General features: G+C 49.4%; 17 protein-coding genes and 1 pseudogene. 12 read left to right on the top strand and 6 right to left on the bottom strand.

Annotated elements, in window-relative coordinates; genetic code table 11:
- Positions 1-199 precede the first annotated feature (199 nt).
- Positions 200-1,015: a lipase family protein gene (locus DYE26_RS10790; RefSeq protein WP_036624040.1), complete on the bottom strand. Its 816-nt coding sequence runs from the start codon at positions 1,013-1,015 to the stop codon at positions 200-202.
- Positions 1,016-1,183: 168 nt separating this feature from the next.
- Here DYE26_RS10790 and DYE26_RS10785 point away from each other — a divergent pair, with 168 nt between their 5' ends.
- The 5 genes from DYE26_RS10785 (at position 1,184) to metE (ending at position 7,506) form a co-directional block, all read left to right on the top strand.
- Entirely contained in the window at positions 1,184-1,891 is a 708-nt protein-coding gene (locus DYE26_RS10785; protein WP_036624039.1) for a metal ABC transporter ATP-binding protein, read from the top strand.
- The gene (locus DYE26_RS10780; RefSeq protein WP_036624038.1) at positions 1,837-2,709 is read left to right on the top strand and encodes a metal ABC transporter permease; all 873 of its coding nucleotides are present in this window, start codon (positions 1,837-1,839) and stop codon (positions 2,707-2,709) included. Before DYE26_RS10785 ends, DYE26_RS10780 begins: the two co-directional genes overlap by 55 nt.
- The gene (locus DYE26_RS10775; RefSeq protein ID WP_036624037.1) at positions 2,690-3,859 is read left to right on the top strand and encodes a metal ABC transporter substrate-binding protein; all 1,170 of its coding nucleotides are present in this window, start codon (positions 2,690-2,692) and stop codon (positions 3,857-3,859) included. The genes DYE26_RS10780 and DYE26_RS10775 overlap by 20 nt, the downstream gene beginning before the upstream one ends.
- A gap of 332 nt (positions 3,860-4,191) precedes the next feature.
- Entirely contained in the window at positions 4,192-5,103 is a 912-nt protein-coding gene (locus DYE26_RS10770) for a LysR family transcriptional regulator (RefSeq protein WP_036628402.1), read from the top strand.
- 114 nt (positions 5,104-5,217) lie between these two features.
- Positions 5,218-7,506 (top strand): 5-methyltetrahydropteroyltriglutamate--homocysteine S-methyltransferase, encoded by a 2,289-nt coding sequence (gene metE, locus DYE26_RS10765; protein ID WP_036624036.1) that lies wholly within the window; start codon positions 5,218-5,220, stop codon positions 7,504-7,506.
- 123 nt (positions 7,507-7,629) lie between these two features.
- Here the strand turns inward: metE and DYE26_RS10760 are convergent, their stop codons facing one another.
- The 3 genes and pseudogenes from DYE26_RS10760 to DYE26_RS10750 all read right to left on the bottom strand — a co-directional run bounded on the left by DYE26_RS10760 (position 7,630) and on the right by DYE26_RS10750 (position 10,311).
- Positions 7,630-7,944, bottom strand: a complete 315-nt coding sequence (locus DYE26_RS10760; protein WP_036628401.1) for a DMT family transporter — start codon at positions 7,942-7,944, stop codon at positions 7,630-7,632.
- A 10-nt stretch (positions 7,945-7,954) separates the two neighbouring features.
- Positions 7,955-8,137: pseudogene (locus tag DYE26_RS10755) on the bottom strand (SMR family transporter); the annotation flags it as partial.
- A 269-nt stretch (positions 8,138-8,406) separates the two neighbouring features.
- Positions 8,407-10,311, bottom strand: a complete 1,905-nt coding sequence (locus DYE26_RS10750; protein ID WP_036624035.1) for a BglG family transcription antiterminator — start codon at positions 10,309-10,311, stop codon at positions 8,407-8,409.
- 194 nt (positions 10,312-10,505) lie between these two features.
- Between DYE26_RS10750 and DYE26_RS10745 the strand changes: the two genes are divergently transcribed.
- From DYE26_RS10745 to ptsP, 7 genes are all read left to right on the top strand, one after another.
- On the top strand, positions 10,506-10,814 hold the full coding sequence (locus DYE26_RS10745; protein WP_227872675.1) for a PTS sugar transporter subunit IIB: 309 nt from the start codon (positions 10,506-10,508) through the stop codon (positions 10,812-10,814).
- A gap of 15 nt (positions 10,815-10,829) precedes the next feature.
- Positions 10,830-12,059 carry a PTS sugar transporter subunit IIC gene (locus DYE26_RS10740; protein ID WP_036624033.1) on the top strand — a complete coding sequence of 410 codons (1,230 nt, stop codon included), beginning with the start codon at positions 10,830-10,832 and terminating at the stop codon, positions 12,057-12,059.
- 32 nt (positions 12,060-12,091) lie between these two features.
- The gene (locus tag DYE26_RS10735) at positions 12,092-12,436 is read left to right on the top strand and encodes a PTS lactose/cellobiose transporter subunit IIA (protein WP_036624032.1); all 345 of its coding nucleotides are present in this window, start codon (positions 12,092-12,094) and stop codon (positions 12,434-12,436) included.
- Between the two features lie 18 nt (positions 12,437-12,454).
- Positions 12,455-13,894 carry a glycoside hydrolase family 1 protein gene (locus DYE26_RS10730; protein WP_036624031.1) on the top strand — a complete coding sequence of 480 codons (1,440 nt, stop codon included), beginning with the start codon at positions 12,455-12,457 and terminating at the stop codon, positions 13,892-13,894.
- Positions 13,891-14,535, top strand: coding sequence for a YczE/YyaS/YitT family protein (locus DYE26_RS10725; protein WP_036624030.1), 645 nt, complete (start codon positions 13,891-13,893; stop codon positions 14,533-14,535). The genes DYE26_RS10730 and DYE26_RS10725 overlap by 4 nt, the downstream gene beginning before the upstream one ends.
- 103 nt (positions 14,536-14,638) lie before the next feature.
- The gene (locus DYE26_RS10720) at positions 14,639-14,920 is read left to right on the top strand and encodes a phosphocarrier protein HPr (RefSeq protein ID WP_036624029.1); all 282 of its coding nucleotides are present in this window, start codon (positions 14,639-14,641) and stop codon (positions 14,918-14,920) included.
- Positions 14,905-16,620, top strand: coding sequence for a phosphoenolpyruvate--protein phosphotransferase (ptsP, locus tag DYE26_RS10715; RefSeq protein ID WP_036624028.1), 1,716 nt, complete (start codon positions 14,905-14,907; stop codon positions 16,618-16,620). The genes DYE26_RS10720 and ptsP overlap by 16 nt, the downstream gene beginning before the upstream one ends.
- Positions 16,621-16,744: 124 nt before the next feature.
- Here the strand turns inward: ptsP and DYE26_RS10710 are convergent, their stop codons facing one another.
- Together DYE26_RS10710 and DYE26_RS10705 are read right to left on the bottom strand one after the other, a co-directional pair.
- Positions 16,745-17,053, bottom strand: coding sequence for a hypothetical protein (locus tag DYE26_RS10710; protein ID WP_036624027.1), 309 nt, complete (start codon positions 17,051-17,053; stop codon positions 16,745-16,747).
- Between the two features lie 100 nt (positions 17,054-17,153).
- The gene (locus DYE26_RS10705) at positions 17,154-17,573 is read right to left on the bottom strand and encodes an RrF2 family transcriptional regulator (protein ID WP_036624026.1); all 420 of its coding nucleotides are present in this window, start codon (positions 17,571-17,573) and stop codon (positions 17,154-17,156) included.
- Positions 17,574-17,613 lie beyond the last annotated feature (40 nt).

Here is a 17,613-nt window from a genome sequence, read left to right as displayed (position 1 = left end):
CAAGGCATGTTGATCCCCATTAGAGGATTTTTCTGTGCTTATTTTCTATGAATGATCCAGAGATGCGTTCATTTCCCTGCGATTCGAAAAAATAGCGACATAAAATTCACCTATTGCTCCCAAATGGACGGATATCGCCGGAATAGGGCCATTTTATGTCCTTATGTTTTTCGCTGGAGTTGGAGCCCAATTGTAGTTTTTAAACAAATGAATTTAAAGACAGCCGGGAGGATACCGGGACCGGGCAAAACCCCGGGCTTGCCGCGGCCAGCCGCTCGGCGTAATCCGCATCCAGCTTGGCCAGTTCCGCAAAGTAACTTTCGATGACGTGATTGGCGGGTACGGAGCCGTTCTGGAAAATCAGCGGGCAGGAAGCCGGAACGTGGCGGTAATAGTACGTTTTTTCTCGTTTCGGAAGCTTGTAGATATAGGGCGGCGCATGGCTAACGACGTCGAACGGGTTGGCGATTCGGTAGCTGTTGGGGACGTATTTGGCGAAAGCTTTGGCAAAATCGGGATCGCCGACGCGCGGGGAGCCGAACGTAAACAAAACGGGGGTACGCGCGGTGTTTGCCGCCATGTCGACGGCGCATAAGGTGGCAAGGGCCCCGCCTAGACTATGGCCGGCAACGAAAAGGGGTTTTTCCTGCGGCAAGCGGCGCAGGGCGGACAAGACCTGCTTCCGGGCCGAAGCGTAAATGCCGGTGAAGCCGCGGTGAGTGAGGGAGGACTCCTTGATATAACCGCAGCTTTTTTGCGAGGCGATGGCGTCGGCGATCCAGTTGGTCGTCGAACTGGTGCCGCGAAAAGCGATCACGATTTCCTCCGGGGAATGGAGAATGAATCCGAAGCGTTCCCAAACGCCGATGAAGGATTTGGCTTCGATCGTATCAAACAGCGAATATCCGGGCGGGAGGACAAACGATCCGTCTTCGTTCGAAAATTGCGCGTAGGTCTGACTGCACACCGCGGCCAGAAATAAAGCCCGCTGAACTTGAGCCGCATTTAATTCCATTTCTAATCCCCCCTTTTTCCTCAATATATTTAAAAATCCAGGGAAAGGTGCCCATTCCGCCGCAACTAATGAATAAGTAAAACAGCAAAGGGGTTTACAAATCGTAATGATTACGATAATATATTTGACGTTAATACGTAATGATTACGATTAAAGGAAGAGGTTAGCATGATTTTATCGTCCATGCGCGAGGTTGTTTTTGGATACGGGAACGAGCCCGTCATCGAAAACTTGTCCCTCGACATCCATACCGGACAATTTATCGGGATCGCGGGGGCCAACGGTACGGCCAAGTCGACTTTGCTCAAGCTGATGCTGGGGCTGCTTAAGCCTTGGAGCGGTTCGGTGAGGTTTAACCGGTTCCAGGAAGACGGTTCAAAGGTGGTTGTCGGCTATGTGCCGCAGCAAGTGTCTTCCTTTAATGCAGGTTTTCCCAGCAAAGTCATTGAACTGGTCCGTTCGGGCTGTTATTCCCGCTTGGGGTTGTTTGGCCGGTTCAAAGAGGAGCAGCGGCAGGTTGTAGAGCGCAGCTTGAAACAGGTGGGCATGTGGGAGTTTCGTAATCGTAAAATCGGCGAGCTGTCGGGAGGCCAAAAACAACGCGTCTGCATTGCCCGGGCGCTGGCCCAGGAGCCTCAGGTGCTCATATTGGATGAGCCCGCTACGGGCATGGATGCGGCGAGCCGGACGGCGCTTTACGAGTTGTTAAGGCAAGACGTAACGAGCCAAGGCCGGACGGTGATTATGGTCACCCACGGGCTGGAGGAAACGGCGCCGTATCTCGACACCTTGATTAGGTTGGAGCGGGAGGAGGATGAAGGATGGCGATGTTCGGTTACGAATTCATGCAGCGCGCCTTTTGGGCAGGAGGTTTAATCGGGATCATCGCTCCGCTGCTCGGGGTTTACCTTATGCTTCGCCGCCAGGCGTTGATGGCGGATACGTTGTCCCATGTATCCCTGGCCGGGGTGGCTTTGGGCTCGGTGCTGCATCTGAATCCTGCGCTTTGCGGTTTTGCGGTGGCCATTGCCGGAGGAGTCGTCATCGAGCAGCTTCGCCGTTCCTACCGTACATACAGCGAACTGCCGGTAGCGATCATCATGAATTCGGGGCTGGCGCTTGCCGTCGTGCTTATGAGCGTGAAGCAAAATTTGAGTCAAAGCTTCAGCTCTTATCTGTTCGGCTCCATTGTCGCGGTTGGCGATACTCAATTGTTCCTGATCGCTGTCGTTGCTTTGGTCAGTTTGATTTATTTTATTCTGCTGCGGCGCCCGCTTTATCATCTGACGTTCGATGAGGAAACCGCCGCGATTTCCGGCGTCCGGGTTAAGCTGCTGTCCTTTTCCTTCGCGGTGTTGACCGGGATGACCGTAGCCGCGGCCATGCCCGTCGTAGGCGTGCTGCTGGTGTCGGCGCTAATCGTGCTGCCGGCCTCGCTGGCTTTGCGCGTCGCTTCCGGTTTTGCGGCGGCGATCGCCATCTCTGTCGGCACCGGGCTGGTTGGCGTTTTTTCCGGCCTAAGCGTTTCGTATTACATCAACACCCCGCCTGGGGGAACGATTGCCTTGATTTTGCTCGTTTTTCTGGTGGTCACGATCCTATTGCAAAAGCTGCTGCGGGTTCGCGGCCGGCGGGCTGCCACACAACAAATTAAAAAGAAGGAGTACATGAAAAATGAAATTTTGGAATCGTAGTATCATCGCTTTATCTCTATCTATGATGTTGGTTGTGGCCGGCTGCGGATCAAACGCCAATACACCGGCCAATAGCGCGGGAACGGGCGGCTCGTCCACTGCGCCGGAAGCGTCCGCCAATACGCCTTCCACGGAAAAATTGGAAATTAAAACGAGCTTCTATCCGATGTACGAATTTACGCGTCATGTGGCGGGGGAACTGGCCAACGTGGAAAACCTCGTTCCCGCCGGCATGGAGCCGCATGATTGGGAGCCGACGCCCCAGGACATGGCCGCGATTACCGAGGCTGACGTACTCGTGTACAACGGAGCTGGGATGGAAGGCTGGGTGGACCAGGTGCTGGAGAGCGCCACGGGGAAAGGGCTAAAGGCGATTGAAGCCAGCCAAGGGCTTGAAATCGTGGAAGGCGCGGAAGGGCATGAGCATGCACATGGCGATGAGGCCCATGAAGATGGGGAACATGCGCATGAAGAGGGTGAACATACGGATGAGGAAGGTGACCATGTGCACGAGGAGGGTGAACATACGCATGAGGAAGGTGACCATGTGCATGAAGAAAGCGAGCATGCGCATGAAGAAAGCGAACATGCTCACGATGATAGCGGGCACCACCACGATCACGGCGGCTTGGATCCGCATGTGTGGTTGTCGCCGGCGCTGGCGATAGAGGAGGTTCGCAACATTGAAAAGGGACTGTCCGCAGCCGCTCCGCAGTACGCGGACCAGTTTAAAGCCAACGCCGATGCATATGCAGCCGAGCTGGAGGCGCTCGATAAGGAATTTGCCGCAACGCTCAAGAACAGCAAACGCAAGGACTTTATTACCCAGCATGCCGCCTTCGGTTATCTGGCCAAACAATACGGGCTGACCCAGGTGCCGATCGCCGGGCTGTCGCCGGAACAGGAGCCGTCGGCAGCCCAGATGGCCGAAATCGTCCAGTTTGCCAAAGAGCACAACGTGAAGACGATCTTTTTTGAAACCCTGGTGTCCTCCAAAGTGGCCGATACGATCGCTTCCGAAATCGGAGCAAAGTCGGCGGTTTTGAATCCGATCGAAGGCTTGACCGAAGAAGATTTGGCTAAGGGGCTGGATTACATTGGCGTGATGCGCCAAAATCTGCAGGCCCTGAAGGCTGCGCTTAACGAGTAGGAACTAGCACAAACGGCCTGACACAATGTTCTGATTGGATAAATCCAATAGAATTGAAATTGGAAAGTGAATACAGCGACACTCATTGGATATTTCCAATAGATTAAGCTCGGCAGGGTGCAAAACGCCCGACCTGAGCAAAATCTATTGGATTTTTCCATTTAAAGCTGCAAATCACATTCGATCCCGCCAATCTATTGGATTTTTCCAATGAGAGGCGGGTATTTGCTTGCTATAAATTCCCCGGGTGCTTGCCCGAAAACGGGTTCGGTGTTACGTTAGGAGAAACCTGTATAATCGATGAATGCCAAAGGGTGAATATATCTATGAAAATAACGTTACAGCAGCTTCGTTACGTCGTGGAAGTGGCCAACCGCGGTTCGATGAACGAGGCGGCGAGAAGATTGTTTATTTCCCAGCCCAGCCTTTCCAACGCCATCCGGGAGCTCGAGGAGAACATCCAGATGACGATTTTCGAGCGGACGAACAAAGGCATTACGCTCTCCAAGGAAGGCGCCGAGTTCCTCGCGTACGCCAGACAGGTGATGGAGCAGGCGGAACTTTTGGAAAACCGCTACCTGAACGCCAAGCCGTCGCCCCAGCATTTCTCGGTTTCCACCCAGCATTACGCGTTTGCGGTTAACGCGTTTGTGCAGCTGGTTCAGGAATACGGGCAGGACGAATACGAGCTGGCCTTGCGGGAGACCAAAACGCACGAAATCATCCAGGACGTCAAAAGCCAGCGCAGCGAAATCGGCATTTTATATATCAATGAATTCAATTCGAAGGTGATCAACCGGCTGCTGAAGGACGGAAATTTGATTTTTAACAGCCTGTTTAAGGCGAAGGCGCATATCTTTGTCAGCATCCGCAATCCTTTGGCGCAGCATGCCGTGGTCACGCTGGATCAGCTTCAGGATTATCCGTATTTATATTTCGAGCAGGGGGAGTTCAATTCGTTTCATTTTGCCGAGGAAATATTGAGCACGCTTTCTCATCGGAAAAGCATTAAGGTGAACGACCGGGCCACCCTGTTTAATCTGCTGATCGGCTTGAACGGGTACACGATCTCCACCGGCGTGCTTAGCTCGGACCTGAACGGAAATGAGATTATTCCGGTTCCGCTGGCCAGCGACGAAACGATCAATGTGGGGTGGATTTGCCATCGCAACGCCAAACTGACCAAGCTGGGCGCGGCCTATATTGAGGCGTTGGAGCAAACGGTGGTGAACGAAGCGCGTTGATATAGTTTTTGGTTATAACAGGTAATAGGTAATTAGATTTACTCTATAAACTTTAAAGTATGCTATCTTATTCCTAACCATTTTGAGAAGGATGAAACGAGGAGTGAGACGCATATGAAAAGCGCTAATTTGGGGTATCCACGCATCGGACGAAACCGCGAGTGGAAGAAGGCGTTGGAAGCTTACTGGTCCGGCAAGCTGGAGGAAAAGGAGCTCCACGAGGAACTCAAAGGCATACGGCTTCAGAACTTGAAGCTGCAACAGGAAAAAGGAATCGAAGTGATTCCGGTCGGCGACTTCACTTACTATGACCATGTGCTGGACACGGCCGTTATGTTCGGGCTGATTCCGCAACGGTTCGGTTACGAAGGCGGAACGCCGGATTTGTCCGTTTATTACGCCATGGCCAGAGGCAGCCGGGAAGCCGCGGCCTGCGAGATGACGAAGTGGTTTAATACGAACTACCACTATATCGTGCCGGAGCTGGGGGAGAACCTCGAGCCTAAGCTGACCCGCAACCGTCCGCTTGAAGCCTACCGCGAGGCCAAAGCAGAGCTGGGCATCGAAGGCAGACCGGTCATCGTCGGGCCGTATACGTTCCTGAAGCTGTCCAAGGGGTATGCCGCGGATCAGCTTGAGAACTGGATCGACCGGCTGCTTCCATTGTATGGGCAGATTCTGAGGGAACTGGCGGCGGAAGGGGCGGAATGGGTGCAGATCGATGAGCCGATTTTGTGCACCACGCTAGCCGAAGAAGAACTGCCGCGCATAGCCCGCATTTATGACAAACTGGCGCAAGAAGCCCCGGGCATCAAGCTGTTCCTGCAAACATACTTCGAAGCGGTCGATCACTACCAAGCCGTCACGGCGCTTCCGGTTCACGGCATCGGTTTGGATTTCGTGCATGACAAAGGGCGCAATTTGCAGGCGGTTCGCGAGTTCGGGTTTCCCGCAGACAAGCTGCTGGGCGCAGGTCTGATCGATGGCCGCGCCATTTGGCGGGCGGACCTGGACAGCAAGCTGGAAACGCTGCAGACGCTGGTGGAAGCGGTCCCGGCGGACCGGATTGTAATCCAGCCTTCCTGCAGCCTGCTGCACGTCCCGATCAGCGCCGAAAATGAGCGCACGCTGGAGCCGGTTTTGCGCGGAGCGCTCGCTTTTGCCGACGAGAAGCTGGAGGAGGTCGCGCTGCTGGCGAAGGCCGGCCGGCTTGGCTACGATGCCGTCCGCTCCGCAGCGGAAGGCGCGAACCATGCGCGCCGCGCGCTGCAGCAGTCGCCGTCCCGCAACAGCCGGCAGGTCCAGCAGCGGATGGCCGCTTTGGCCGCGCAGCCGACTTCCCGCCCGGACAGCTATGAGGTGCGGAGCAAGCTTCAGCGGAAGCGCTGGAACCTGCCGCTGCTGCCGACGACGACGATCGGCAGCTTCCCGCAGACGCCGGAAATCCGCAGCGCCCGGCAAAAATGGCGCAAGGGCGAATGGACGGGCGAGCGTTACGAGGCGTTTATCAAGGAGCAGATCGGGATTTGGATCGAGCTGCAGGCCGAACTCGGGCTGGATGTGTTGGTGCACGGCGAGTTTGAACGGAACGATATGGTGGAATTTTTCGGGGAGAAATTGAACGGGTTTGCCTTTACGGCGAACGGCTGGGTGCAGTCCTACGGTTCGCGCTGCGTCAAACCTCCGGTCATCTATGGCGATGTGGAATGGACGGGGCCGATGACCGTGGCGGAAACGGTGTACGCCCAGTCGCTAACGGATAAGCCGGTGAAAGGAATGCTGACCGGTCCGGTGACGATTTTGAACTGGTCGTTTGTGCGCGACGATAAGTCCCGCGAAGAAGTGGCTTATCAGATCGCGCTTGCGCTAAGGGAAGAAGTGGAGGCGCTGGAAGCCGCGGGCATCGGCATGATCCAGGTCGACGAACCGGCGCTGCGCGAAGGCTTGCCGCTGAAACGGGAACAATGGCCGGCTTATTTGGAATGGGCGGTACGGGCGTTCCGGCTGTCGACCTCCACGGTCCAAAACGAGACGCTGATCCATACGCATATGTGCTACAGCGAATTTCATGACATTATCGATTCGATCAACGCGCTGGACGCCGATGTCATCTCGATCGAAACCTCCCGCAGCCACGGGGAGCTCATTGAAAGCTTTGAGAAGAACACTTACGACAAGGAGATCGGCCTCGGGGTATATGACATTCACAGCCCGCGCGTGCCTTCGGCCGCCGAAATGGGCTTGATGATCGACCGGGCCCTGCGCGTTCTCGAGCCGGCCCAATTCTGGATCAATCCGGATTGCGGCCTGAAAACCCGTAAATACGAGGAAACCGTCGCCTCCCTGCGCAATATGGTGGAGGCCACCAAGCAGGCGCGCGAAAAATACGCCATCAAGGCGTAAGTTCCGGCCAGCGGCGGACTTGTCCAAAAAAACAAAAGCATGCGTTCCCCTTCCGGGAGCGCATGCTTTTTTGGATTTCGATTATTCCCGAGCAGGCAGATTCACATTTTGCTTGTTAAAGGGTTATGAAACCGCTTTGAGTCCAACAACACCAATAACAATGATCATGAGACTGATGATGCGCCCGATGCTTTTGGATTCACCAAAAAAGATCATGTTTACCAGAACGGCAGCGGAGGTTCCTATTCCAATCCAGACCGCATAGGCGATGCTGACTTGCAGATAGTTAAAGGAAGCGTAAAGAAAGGCAAAAGAACCTCCAAATCCGCCAAAGAACATCAGCAAATTCAACATGGATTTCTTTTGGCTGAATTTTTTTAAACCAATGACCCCAACCAGTTCCAATAGAGCAGCAACAAATACGAATAGCCAACCCATATTAACGAACAAAAACGGCGTAAACGGTGCCGGTCGGTAACGACTCGCAGGCTTTTGCAAGAAACTGCATATCGATGAGAATAACGACAATGATGATACCCCAGTGCCACCAAGTATCGGCAACATTGAACCCAAAGACCCAAATCAATTCGAATAGAGAAGTTAAAAGGACAAAAATCCAACCTTTATTCATAGACCCTTTTCCTTTCCGAAAATTCAAATAAGTCGCCGCACGATTAATGAATGAACGTCAGTCATATTGCTGCAAAAAAAATAAATTCAGATTTTCCGGTGCTCTTCTTTATGTTCTCCGCAACGATCTTTCGATGAAATGAAATACCCGCTTTTTATATACGTCCAGGGGTTCTTCTTGCTCTTGGCCGTATAATATCGTAACGGGAAATCCTTGATTATGAATGACTTTCATTCATTATACGGAGGTGCGTAAACATTGTCAAAACCTTACTCCCAGCAGGCGATCAGTTGATTGATAAAATCATCGAAGTGCTCCAGGGATGACAGCAGATTCACATTTTTGTCGTCCGTCAATATGGTGGCGAGCGCATCGAATACGTCGCGGAATATTTTTCGATCCTCTCCGCTGACGGTGATCAATAACACAATTTTCACGGTGGAAGCATCCCATTTAATCCCGTTCGGATTCAAATAAATGAACATGCCCGTTTTGCGGGATTCCATTTTGATCGCATGCGGAAGGGCCACTTGTCCGAACGCGGTAGAGGACATCGCTTCCCGTTCCATGATTTTGGCGAAAAAATCCTCGTCCGTATAGCCGTCCCGGTTCATCGTTTGACAGATAAACCGTAAAACTTCCTCTTTCCCGGACCTAGCCGTGGAGCTGCAGAAATGCCTTTCGTCCAAAAAAGATTTTAGATGGTACTTAAATTGATTTTTCTTTTTTTGCTCTTTTAACTCAAAGATTTTGTCCGACACTTTTTCCCGGTCGCCTTCAATAAAAAACGGAGTGATCACGACATACGGGATTTCCGGAATTTTGTGCAATTGGGCGGTAGAAATGATAAAATCGCTGGAAGCATAATTCAAATCGCTTTCGTCCGTGACAATCGAATGAATCGATATATCGTTGCCAAAATACTGCTGCAATTTATTGATCATCTGCACGTTCATGTTGTAGTAGAGCGGAAACAGCACCGTGCACGAGATTTTTACGTTCGTTTGCCGCTGCAATTCAATTGCATACCCGAGGTGAAAAGCCAAATAGGCGATTTCATCGTCGCTGATCCGATAGCCCGTTTTTTCTTTAATCACATGGGAAGCGTGCACGGCGCAATCGTAAATAAGCGGGCATTCCCTTTTAATCGTATTGGTTAGCGGATTTTTCGTTGAATGGTTGTTTTTTAAACGCATCAACAAATTTTTCACATGCAGCGTAAAACGCGTAATAAAATCGGCATCGGCAATACTGATATAGTAATACTTATCCAAGTCGGAGGCGATTTCGCTAACCAACTCGATACAGTCTTTCCCGGCAATCCGTTCCAGGTCGCTGACTTCAATTTGCGTAAAGTTGACGTTTGTTCCGTTACACGAAATCAAGAGCGCCAAATCGGCGATTTCCTCTTCCGAATATTGGACGTGAAAATAGGATTCCAATTTAAAGGCGATTTCCTTGGCGATTTGATGTGCGGTGTTGTCGGTATGATAATTTACGGTCTTATTTAAAAACTGAGAATCATGTTTCATTCTGTCCAGCGCAATCGTGATGTGGATGATCACATTGGTTAAATAAAAATCATTGGTGAAAAAGTGATGGGAAGAAAAGGTTTCAACCACGGCTTTCCGGATGTAGTCCACATTTAATTCATGATAAAACCTTTTGATTTTATCGATGTCGATAAAGCTTCCGTCGGCTTCCTCGTACAAAATGCTGCTCATGAGTTTGCGCTTGTCCTTTTCTTTGCCGCGCAAACTTAAATGATCCTTCACCAAACTCAATTCCAGGTTGTTTTTGGCCAGCTTTTCCTTAATCAGCTTTAAATCCAGCCTTAGCGTGGACTCGCTGATAAACAGAGCGTCGCTTAAATCATAAATGGAAATAGGCTGACTCGTGTGCACCAGTTTTTTCAGAATATAAGCGATTCGTTCGGATTGCGTTTGCGGGATAGCTTTTTGTTCGTTGGCCAGAAAAGTATTCACCTGATCCGTATCGACTTTATAACCTTTATTCGACGATAGGATTAACCCATGGTGAATAGCATTGATCTCGCTTATATAAGATTTGATGGTGCGTTTGGACACGCCGTACTTGTCCGCCAAGCTTTGCGACGAAATCCAGTGGTTACAAGAGCTTAAATATTGAATTAAATCGATATACTGCATTTTCATAGGCGATTCCTCACTTCAAAATGTTGCACCATAGGGGTGCAGTTATTTATTTGAGACCGGTTTCGGGTTTGTAATATAGTTTGGTTGTAGATGATAGCGCTGTCAACTACGATTATGGGAAAAACATTGAAAACTTATACTTTCTTTAATCTTAGACAAAAGCGAGGAGGATTACCATGGCAAATGCAGGCGAAATGGTAAACGTGTTATTAATCTGCGGGTCGGGAGCAAGCTCCGGTTTTATGGCTGCCAATATTCGCAAAGCCGCTAAAAAAAGAAACTTGAATATGGATATCAAAGCCAGAGGGGAAGCGGAAATCGAAAATTACATTCATGATATCGATGCTTTATTAGTCGGCCCACACTTGGCCTATATCATGGATGATATCAACGAGCTTACCAAAGACACCGATGTCAAAGTGCTCTTAATGAAGCCTTCTTATTATTCCACGTTGGATGGGGAAGCGGCTTTAGATGATTTGCTGAGCGAGTTGAACAGCTAAAAAGGGGATAAGACAATGAACAAATTAATGGAATGGCTGAAAAACGACTTTTCTCCGAAGATGAATAAAGTAAATAACAATGTATGGATCGTCACGCTGAAGGATTCCGTCATGCAACTGTTGCCTTTCATTCTTCTGGGATCGGTATTTTGCCTGCTCACCATCCCCGGCGATGTTTATCAAATCAAAAACTACCCTAATTTTTGGGTTCCGTTCGGATGGACGATGGGCATGCTTTCGCTGCTCGTTTCATTCCTGATTCCATTCAATTTGATGGAGAAAAAGAAGTTAAGAAAGCAGCGTTTTATCGCCGGTTGCACCAGTTTGATCGTTTTCTTGATCATCATTACTCCCCAGGTCGTTAAAGACGGCGCGGTTGGTTTTTCCCATAGTTCTTTGGGAACCGGGGGCATGTTCGTTGCCATCATCGCCGCTCTTTTCACCGGATATATCATGAGTCTTTTTGGAAAATTCTCTTTTTTCAAAGAAGAGTCCGTCATCCCGGACTTTGTCAGAGCCTGGTTTGACTCTATGCTGCCTATCGGAATCACTTTGGTTGCGGCTTGGGTATTGGTCGATATCGTTCATGTGGATATCTACAACATCATTTTGAATATTTTTATGCCGTTGGCAAATGTAGTAGAGACGCCTTGGGGATTCATGCTGATCATATTTATTTACTGTTTCCTGTATTCCATGGGGATCTCCAGTTGGGTGTTAACCCCGGTCACCAAACCGATTTTTCTGGCGGCCATTACCGCCAACGCGACCATGGGGGCGCATAATCTCGTCACGGCCGAAACAATTTTTTCCGCATACTTGTTTGTAGGCGGCGTGGGCTGTACGTTACCTCTGGTTATTATGCACGCGTTCTCTAAAAGCACCAAGCTAAAAGCGCTGGGCCGGGCAAGCTTTATACCCGCCATCTTTAATATCAACGAGCCTTTGGTATTCGGTTCGATCGTATGGAACCCCTTATTGATGCTGCCGATGTGGATCATAGGGATTATCTTGCCGGCGCTCGTTTGGATCGGGACCAAAGTCATTCCTTTCGGCTCCATCCCGAAAGTGATCTTCGATCTGTGGTACGCTCCATTTCCCATCTCCACGTGGATTACGACAGGAACGATCACAGGCATGATTTTGATGCTCATCTGCGTCGGGGTAGCTACGCTGATTTGGTACCCATTTTTCAAAACCTACGAAAAACAAGAACTTGAAAAAGAATCACCGCAAACCAATTAAACGATTAACACCTCTATAAAGGAGATTTTATTATGACTTCGGAACAAGTAGCTCAACAGGCGATGCAAATCATTTTGCACGCCGGGGAAGCAAGAAAGCATTGTACGGAAGCTTTAAAAGATATTGAAAACAGCGACTTCGCCGGAGCGAAGGAGAAGATGAAATTAGCCAACGACGAAATTGTGATTGCCCATCGCGTGCAAACGAACTGCATTCAAAAAGAAACGGAAGGCGAACAAGGAGAGTATTCGGTTTTATTTGCCCATGCGCAAGACACGCTCATGACGATTTATAGTGAAATAAATATGGCCAAGCGGCTGATTGACATTTTCGAGCGCTTTGATCAGAGGCTGAGCCAATTAGAAATCAATAAATAAAGAGAGGAAGTAAGCAAAATGAAGAACATTCCATCAGGATTTCCGGCCGATTTTTTATGGGGAGGAGCCATCGCCGCCAATCAGGCGGAAGGGGCTTACAATGTGAACGGAAAAGGGTTAAGCGTTGCGGATATTAATGAATTTACGGATAAAGTTCCTTTAGATAAAAAGTACAATTTAGAACTGACGACGGACTATGTTAAGGAAGCGATGCAAAGCGAGGACCGCGTTTTCCCGAAACGTTGGGGCATCGATTTCTATCACACTTATAAAGAAGACCTGAAAATGCTCAGCGAACTTGGACTAAAAACCTTCCGCACCTCGATCAATTGGACAAGAATTTTTCCAAATGGCGACGAAGCGGAACCGAATGAAGAAGGTTTGAAATTTTACGATAACCTGATCGACGAAATTATTGCGAACGGGATGGAGCCGATGATCACCCTGTCCCACTATGAAATGCCGCTGCATTTGACCCTGGCTTATAAAGGGTGGTACTCCAGAGAAATGATCGATTTCTTCGTCCGCTTTAGCCAAGTCATTCTGGATCGTTACCATAAAAAAGTAAAGTACTGGATTATCATTAACCAAATCAATTTAATTGTTCACGAATCCTTTAACCATCTGGGCATTGCGGAAGATGTAGTGGATGATTTAACCTCCGCCAAATATCAAGGTGTACATCATGAATTTGTGGCTTGCGGTCTGGTCACGAAATATGCCAAAAGCCTGGATCCTAATTTACAGATCGGAATGATGCTCTGCGGGGGGCCGGCCTATCCGGCGACCTGCAAACCGGAAGATGTCTTCGCTGCCGTTCGCAATAATCAAATGGAGTACTTCTTCTCCGATGTGTTGCTGCGCGGATATTATCCCGGTTACGCGTTCCGCTATTTCCGCGACAACAACATTACCGTGGAATTTGCGGAGGGCGACGAAGAAGCGTTGAAGCATACGGCCGACTTTATGTCGTTCTCCTATTACTACACTCGTATTGTCGATGAAGAGAGCATGAAAAACAAAACAGGTCCTTACCGCAATTTTGAACTTCCGGCCAACCCTTGGGGATGGACGATTGATCCGCTCGGGCTTCGCACCATGCTGAACCTGTTCTATGACCGGTACCAGTGTCCGATTTATATCACGGAAAACGGGATCGGCTACCATGACACATTGGAAGAGGACGGTTCCATCCATGATTCCTATCGTATTGACTATTACCGGGCCCATATTGAGCAAATGAAAGAGGCCATTAAAGACGGGGTAGATTTACGAGGTTATTATGCATGGGGGCCGATTGATATTGTAAGTTGTTCTTCCTCGGAAATGAGCAAACGCTACGGATTTATTTACGTGGACCAGGATGATTACGGCAAGGGCAGTAAAAAGCGCCTCCGGAAAGACAGCTTTTACTGGATGCAAAAAGTGATCGCTTCCAATGGAGAAGACTTGGATTGAGGTTGCGTTATCTCCCGGCCCTTGGGAAATTTGGCGGGCGTTTGATCATTGTGGTCGTTGCCACGATGTTAAGCGCCCTAGCCGTTAATTTATTTATCGAGTGCAATATCGGATCCGATACACTGACGGTTTTGTTGGATGGACTGCATAAAAGCCTCGGAGTCAGCGTCGGTCTTGCCAGCTTTAGCGTAAGTATTGTATTTCTGGCTGCGGGGCTACTGCTGAATCGCAAATCGATCGGCTTTTCTTCCATCATGTATTCCTTTTTGATTGGGCCTTTTATTAATTGGATTCATCCGTTTATTGCCAATCTGGAGCTGGCGGATTTATCGCTAGTAGGCAAAATCGTCATCGTCATCCTGGCTAATTTTTGTTTCTCCATGACTTATGTGTTGTTGATGAATTTTGGCAATGGCATGTACGCCTTAGACGCGATTTTGCGATATACGGAAGCAAAGTTCGGAATCAGGTATGATCTTGGCAGAATCGGTGTAGACGCGATCTTTTTAAGCGCCGGATTCTTGTTCGGCGGGATCGTGGGGATCGGAACGGTTATAGCGTTTGCTTTAACGGGGCCGGGAACTTTGCTGCTTGAAAAGTTGCTATTTAAATTTGGAAGGCGATATAAGTTGAACGGATGAAAAGGCGGTAATTCAAGAGCGATCGTAAGCATATTTCACGCGGCCCCCCATTACATGCAATCATTAGTTCAACCTATATAGAGGAGGAGAGGAGATAGAAACTATGGTAAGAAAAACATTTACAGTCATTGACGAGCTGGGAGTACACACACGTCCGGCTTCAACTTTGGTTCAAGCCGCAAGCCAGTTTGATGCCGAGGTGAACATCGAATATAACGGCCGATCCGTAAACCTAAAATCGATTGTGGGCGTGATGTCTTTGGGTATTCCGCAAGGAGCGCAAATTCAAATTGCTGCGGCCGGTTCCGATGCGGATCAGGCGATCCAAGGGATTGAAGAAGCTTTGAAAAACGAAGGGCTTGGCGAACCATGCGAAGTCATCTGAAAGGCATCGGCGCTTCAGCCGGTATAGCGATCGCCAAAGCCTACCGCCTGGAGGAGCCGGAGCTTAAAATCGTAAACAAGAACATCGGAGACAGGGACGCCGAAAAACGGCGATTGGAGCAGGCCATTAGCCAATCAAAGGCGGAGCTTGAAAAAATTAAAGAATACGTAAACCGTGAGTTGGGTGCTGATAAAGCGGAAATTCTCGCCGCTCATTTATTAGTATTAAACGACCCGGAACTATTAAATCCGGTTTTCGATCGGATAAGCACGGAAGGCGTGAACGCGGAATTTGCCTTAAAAGAATCAGCCGACAGATTTGTTTCCATGCTAGAATCGATGGATAACGAATATATGCGGGAACGCGCCAAAGACATCCGCGATGTAACGAATCGGGTGACCGCGCATTTATTAGGCGTGCAAATTCCCGATCCAAGCTTGATTTCCGAAGAAGTCGTCATCATCGCCGAGGATTTGACGCCTTCCGATACCGCGCAGTTAAATCGCCGGTATGTGAAAGGTTTTGCAACAGATATCGGCGGCCGTACTTCCCATTCGGCGATCATGGCCCGCTCCATGGAAATCCCGGCTGTCGTCGGCACAAAACAAGCCGTGTCCAGGATTGAACATGGTGTAATGGTGATCGTTGATGGTTTAGAGGGCGATGTCATCATCGACCCATCATCAGAAATCATTGCCCAATATGAAGCGAAAAAAGCAAACTACGAAACGCAAAAAGCGCAGTGGGCCAAATTGGTTCATGAGCCGACGGTAACGAAAGATGGCGTGCATGTGGAGCTGGCCGCAAACATCGGCACGCCGGCTGACGTGAAAAGCGTGCTAGAAAACGGAGCAGAAGCGGTCGGACTTTACCGTACGGAGTTCCTTTACATGGGCAGAGACCGGCTTCCGACAGAGGCAGAGCAGTTTACCGCTTATAAAACCGTTCTGGAAAAAATGGAAGGGAAGCCGGTGGTTGTCCGTACGCTGGACATTGGCGGCGATAAAGAGCTGCCTTACTTGAAGCTGCCCAAGGAAATGAATCCGTTTTTGGGCTTTAGAGCGATTCGTTTATGCTTGGAAGAGCAGACGATTTTCCGTACCCAATTACGTGCTTTATTACGGGCCAGCGTCTATGGCAATTTGAAGATCATGTTCCCTATGATTGCAACCGTTTCTGAATTTAGGGAAGCCAAAGCCATTCTTTTGGAAGAAAAAGAAAAGCTGGCGGCAGAAGGCGTCAAAGCCGCGGATCAAATTGAAATCGGCATGATGGTGGAAATACCGTCCACCGCTGTCATGGCCGATCAATTTGCCAAGGAGGTTGACTTCTTCAGCATTGGCACCAATGATTTGATCCAATATACCATGGCCGCCGATCGCATGAATGGACGCGTAGCTTACCTGTATCAACCCTGCAATCCCGCGATTTTACGTCTGATTTCAAGGGTCAGTGATGCGGCGCACCAAGAAGGCAAGTGGGTCGGCATGTGCGGGGAAATGGCCGGCGATCCGATCGCCATTCCTTTATTGCTTAGCCTGGGACTTGATGAGTTCTCGATGAGTGCAACATCCATTCTTCCGGTACGCGCGCAAATCAAAGATCTGTCAAGTGAACATGCAAAAAGCGTGAAAGAGGCCGTTCTATCCATGAAAACGTCGGAAGAAGTGATTGAGTTTGTAAAAAGGACCTTTAATTGATAATGATTGCAGCATTGGGTTAAACTTGAAAGGCGATCCTGCCGGATATTTCGGCAGGACCGCCTTTTTTTAGATTATCGAACGCGATCTGGGTTCCATGAAATTACGTCGATAGATGTTTTTCTTAAGCATCCTGCGCAGCATAATTGCCGCGGGTAAAATAGCGATGAACGATTCCGGCCAGCGCAATGGCGGCGATGACGACAAGCCCCGAATAAATCAGAATCGCCGGGAGGAAGCCGATTCGTTCGGCCCCAAAGCCGAGGATCAGCACGGGAAGACCAGCCCCCAAATAAGTGACGGCATAAAAGCTACCCCGCATTTCCCCGTACAGGCTGTAAAGCGGTGCGGGGATATTGGCGCCCATCATAATCATGAGCAGAGCGTAAGCGACAAACCAGAAGGAAACGGCTTTTGTTGAACGTAAAGACACGAGAAGACCTCCTTAAGTTAATGTAATATTTTTTGTTACATTAAAACGAATGAAGAATTAAATGTAATAAAAAAGATACAATTTATGGTGAAAAAAACGGCTAGCTGTAAGCCCGTTTTTCTATCCGTTCCAGCACATCCGCGATCGTGTATCCAACAAGGAGAGCCAAGACCTGATGTTCGGTCGATTCGAAAATATCATCCATGGCCCGCTCAATATTGTTTCCAATCATGCATTTCTGATCCGAATTGGGCCATTTCGGCTTCAGTGGCCCTCCCGAGGTCAAAGCGTACAATTTGTCCAATGTGATGGTCCGAGGATCGTCGGCGAGGTAAAACCCGCCATGCGCCCCCTGCTTCGATTGAATATATCCATGCTTTCTAAGCATGGACAGTACTTTACGGACGCGAACGGGATGGATCGCTACGCTCTTGGCAATATTGTCGCTTGTTCTCAAACTGGTGGGCGCATACGCCAAAAATACAAGGCTATGCACGGCCACTACGAAATCGCTGTTCATTTTCATCACCAAATGTAATATATAAAATTACATTTTCGTT

The organism is Paenibacillus macerans, assembly GCF_900454495.1.
Lineage (GTDB): Bacteria > Bacillota > Bacilli > Paenibacillales > Paenibacillaceae > Fontibacillus > Fontibacillus macerans.
This window is presented reverse-complemented; position numbering and strand designations above follow the sequence as displayed.

Excerpts from the sequence above, each read along its gene's own strand:
- DYE26_RS10790 (WP_036624040.1), bottom strand. The coding sequence starts at position 1,015 with ATGGAATTAAATGCGGCTCAAGTTCAGCGGGCTTTATTTCTGGCCGCG.
- DYE26_RS10785 (WP_036624039.1), top strand. The coding sequence starts at position 1,184 with ATGATTTTATCGTCCATGCGCGAGGTTGTTTTTGGATACGGGAACGAG.
- DYE26_RS10780 (WP_036624038.1), top strand. The coding sequence starts at position 1,837 with ATGGCGATGTTCGGTTACGAATTCATGCAGCGCGCCTTTTGGGCAGGA.
- DYE26_RS10775 (WP_036624037.1), top strand. The coding sequence starts at position 2,690 with ATGAAATTTTGGAATCGTAGTATCATCGCTTTATCTCTATCTATGATG.
- metE (WP_036624036.1), top strand. The coding sequence starts at position 5,218 with ATGAAAAGCGCTAATTTGGGGTATCCACGCATCGGACGAAACCGCGAG.
- DYE26_RS10760 (WP_036628401.1), bottom strand. The coding sequence starts at position 7,944 with ATGGGTTGGCTATTCGTATTTGTTGCTGCTCTATTGGAACTGGTTGGG.
- DYE26_RS10750 (WP_036624035.1), bottom strand. The coding sequence starts at position 10,311 with ATGAAAATGCAGTATATCGATTTAATTCAATATTTAAGCTCTTGTAAC.
- DYE26_RS10745 (WP_227872675.1), top strand. The coding sequence starts at position 10,506 with ATGGTAAACGTGTTATTAATCTGCGGGTCGGGAGCAAGCTCCGGTTTT.
- DYE26_RS10740 (WP_036624033.1), top strand. The coding sequence starts at position 10,830 with ATGAACAAATTAATGGAATGGCTGAAAAACGACTTTTCTCCGAAGATG.
- DYE26_RS10735 (WP_036624032.1), top strand. The coding sequence starts at position 12,092 with ATGACTTCGGAACAAGTAGCTCAACAGGCGATGCAAATCATTTTGCAC.
- DYE26_RS10730 (WP_036624031.1), top strand. The coding sequence starts at position 12,455 with ATGAAGAACATTCCATCAGGATTTCCGGCCGATTTTTTATGGGGAGGA.
- DYE26_RS10720 (WP_036624029.1), top strand. The coding sequence starts at position 14,639 with ATGGTAAGAAAAACATTTACAGTCATTGACGAGCTGGGAGTACACACA.
- ptsP (WP_036624028.1), top strand. The coding sequence starts at position 14,905 with ATGCGAAGTCATCTGAAAGGCATCGGCGCTTCAGCCGGTATAGCGATC.
- DYE26_RS10705 (WP_036624026.1), bottom strand. The coding sequence starts at position 17,573 with ATGAACAGCGATTTCGTAGTGGCCGTGCATAGCCTTGTATTTTTGGCG.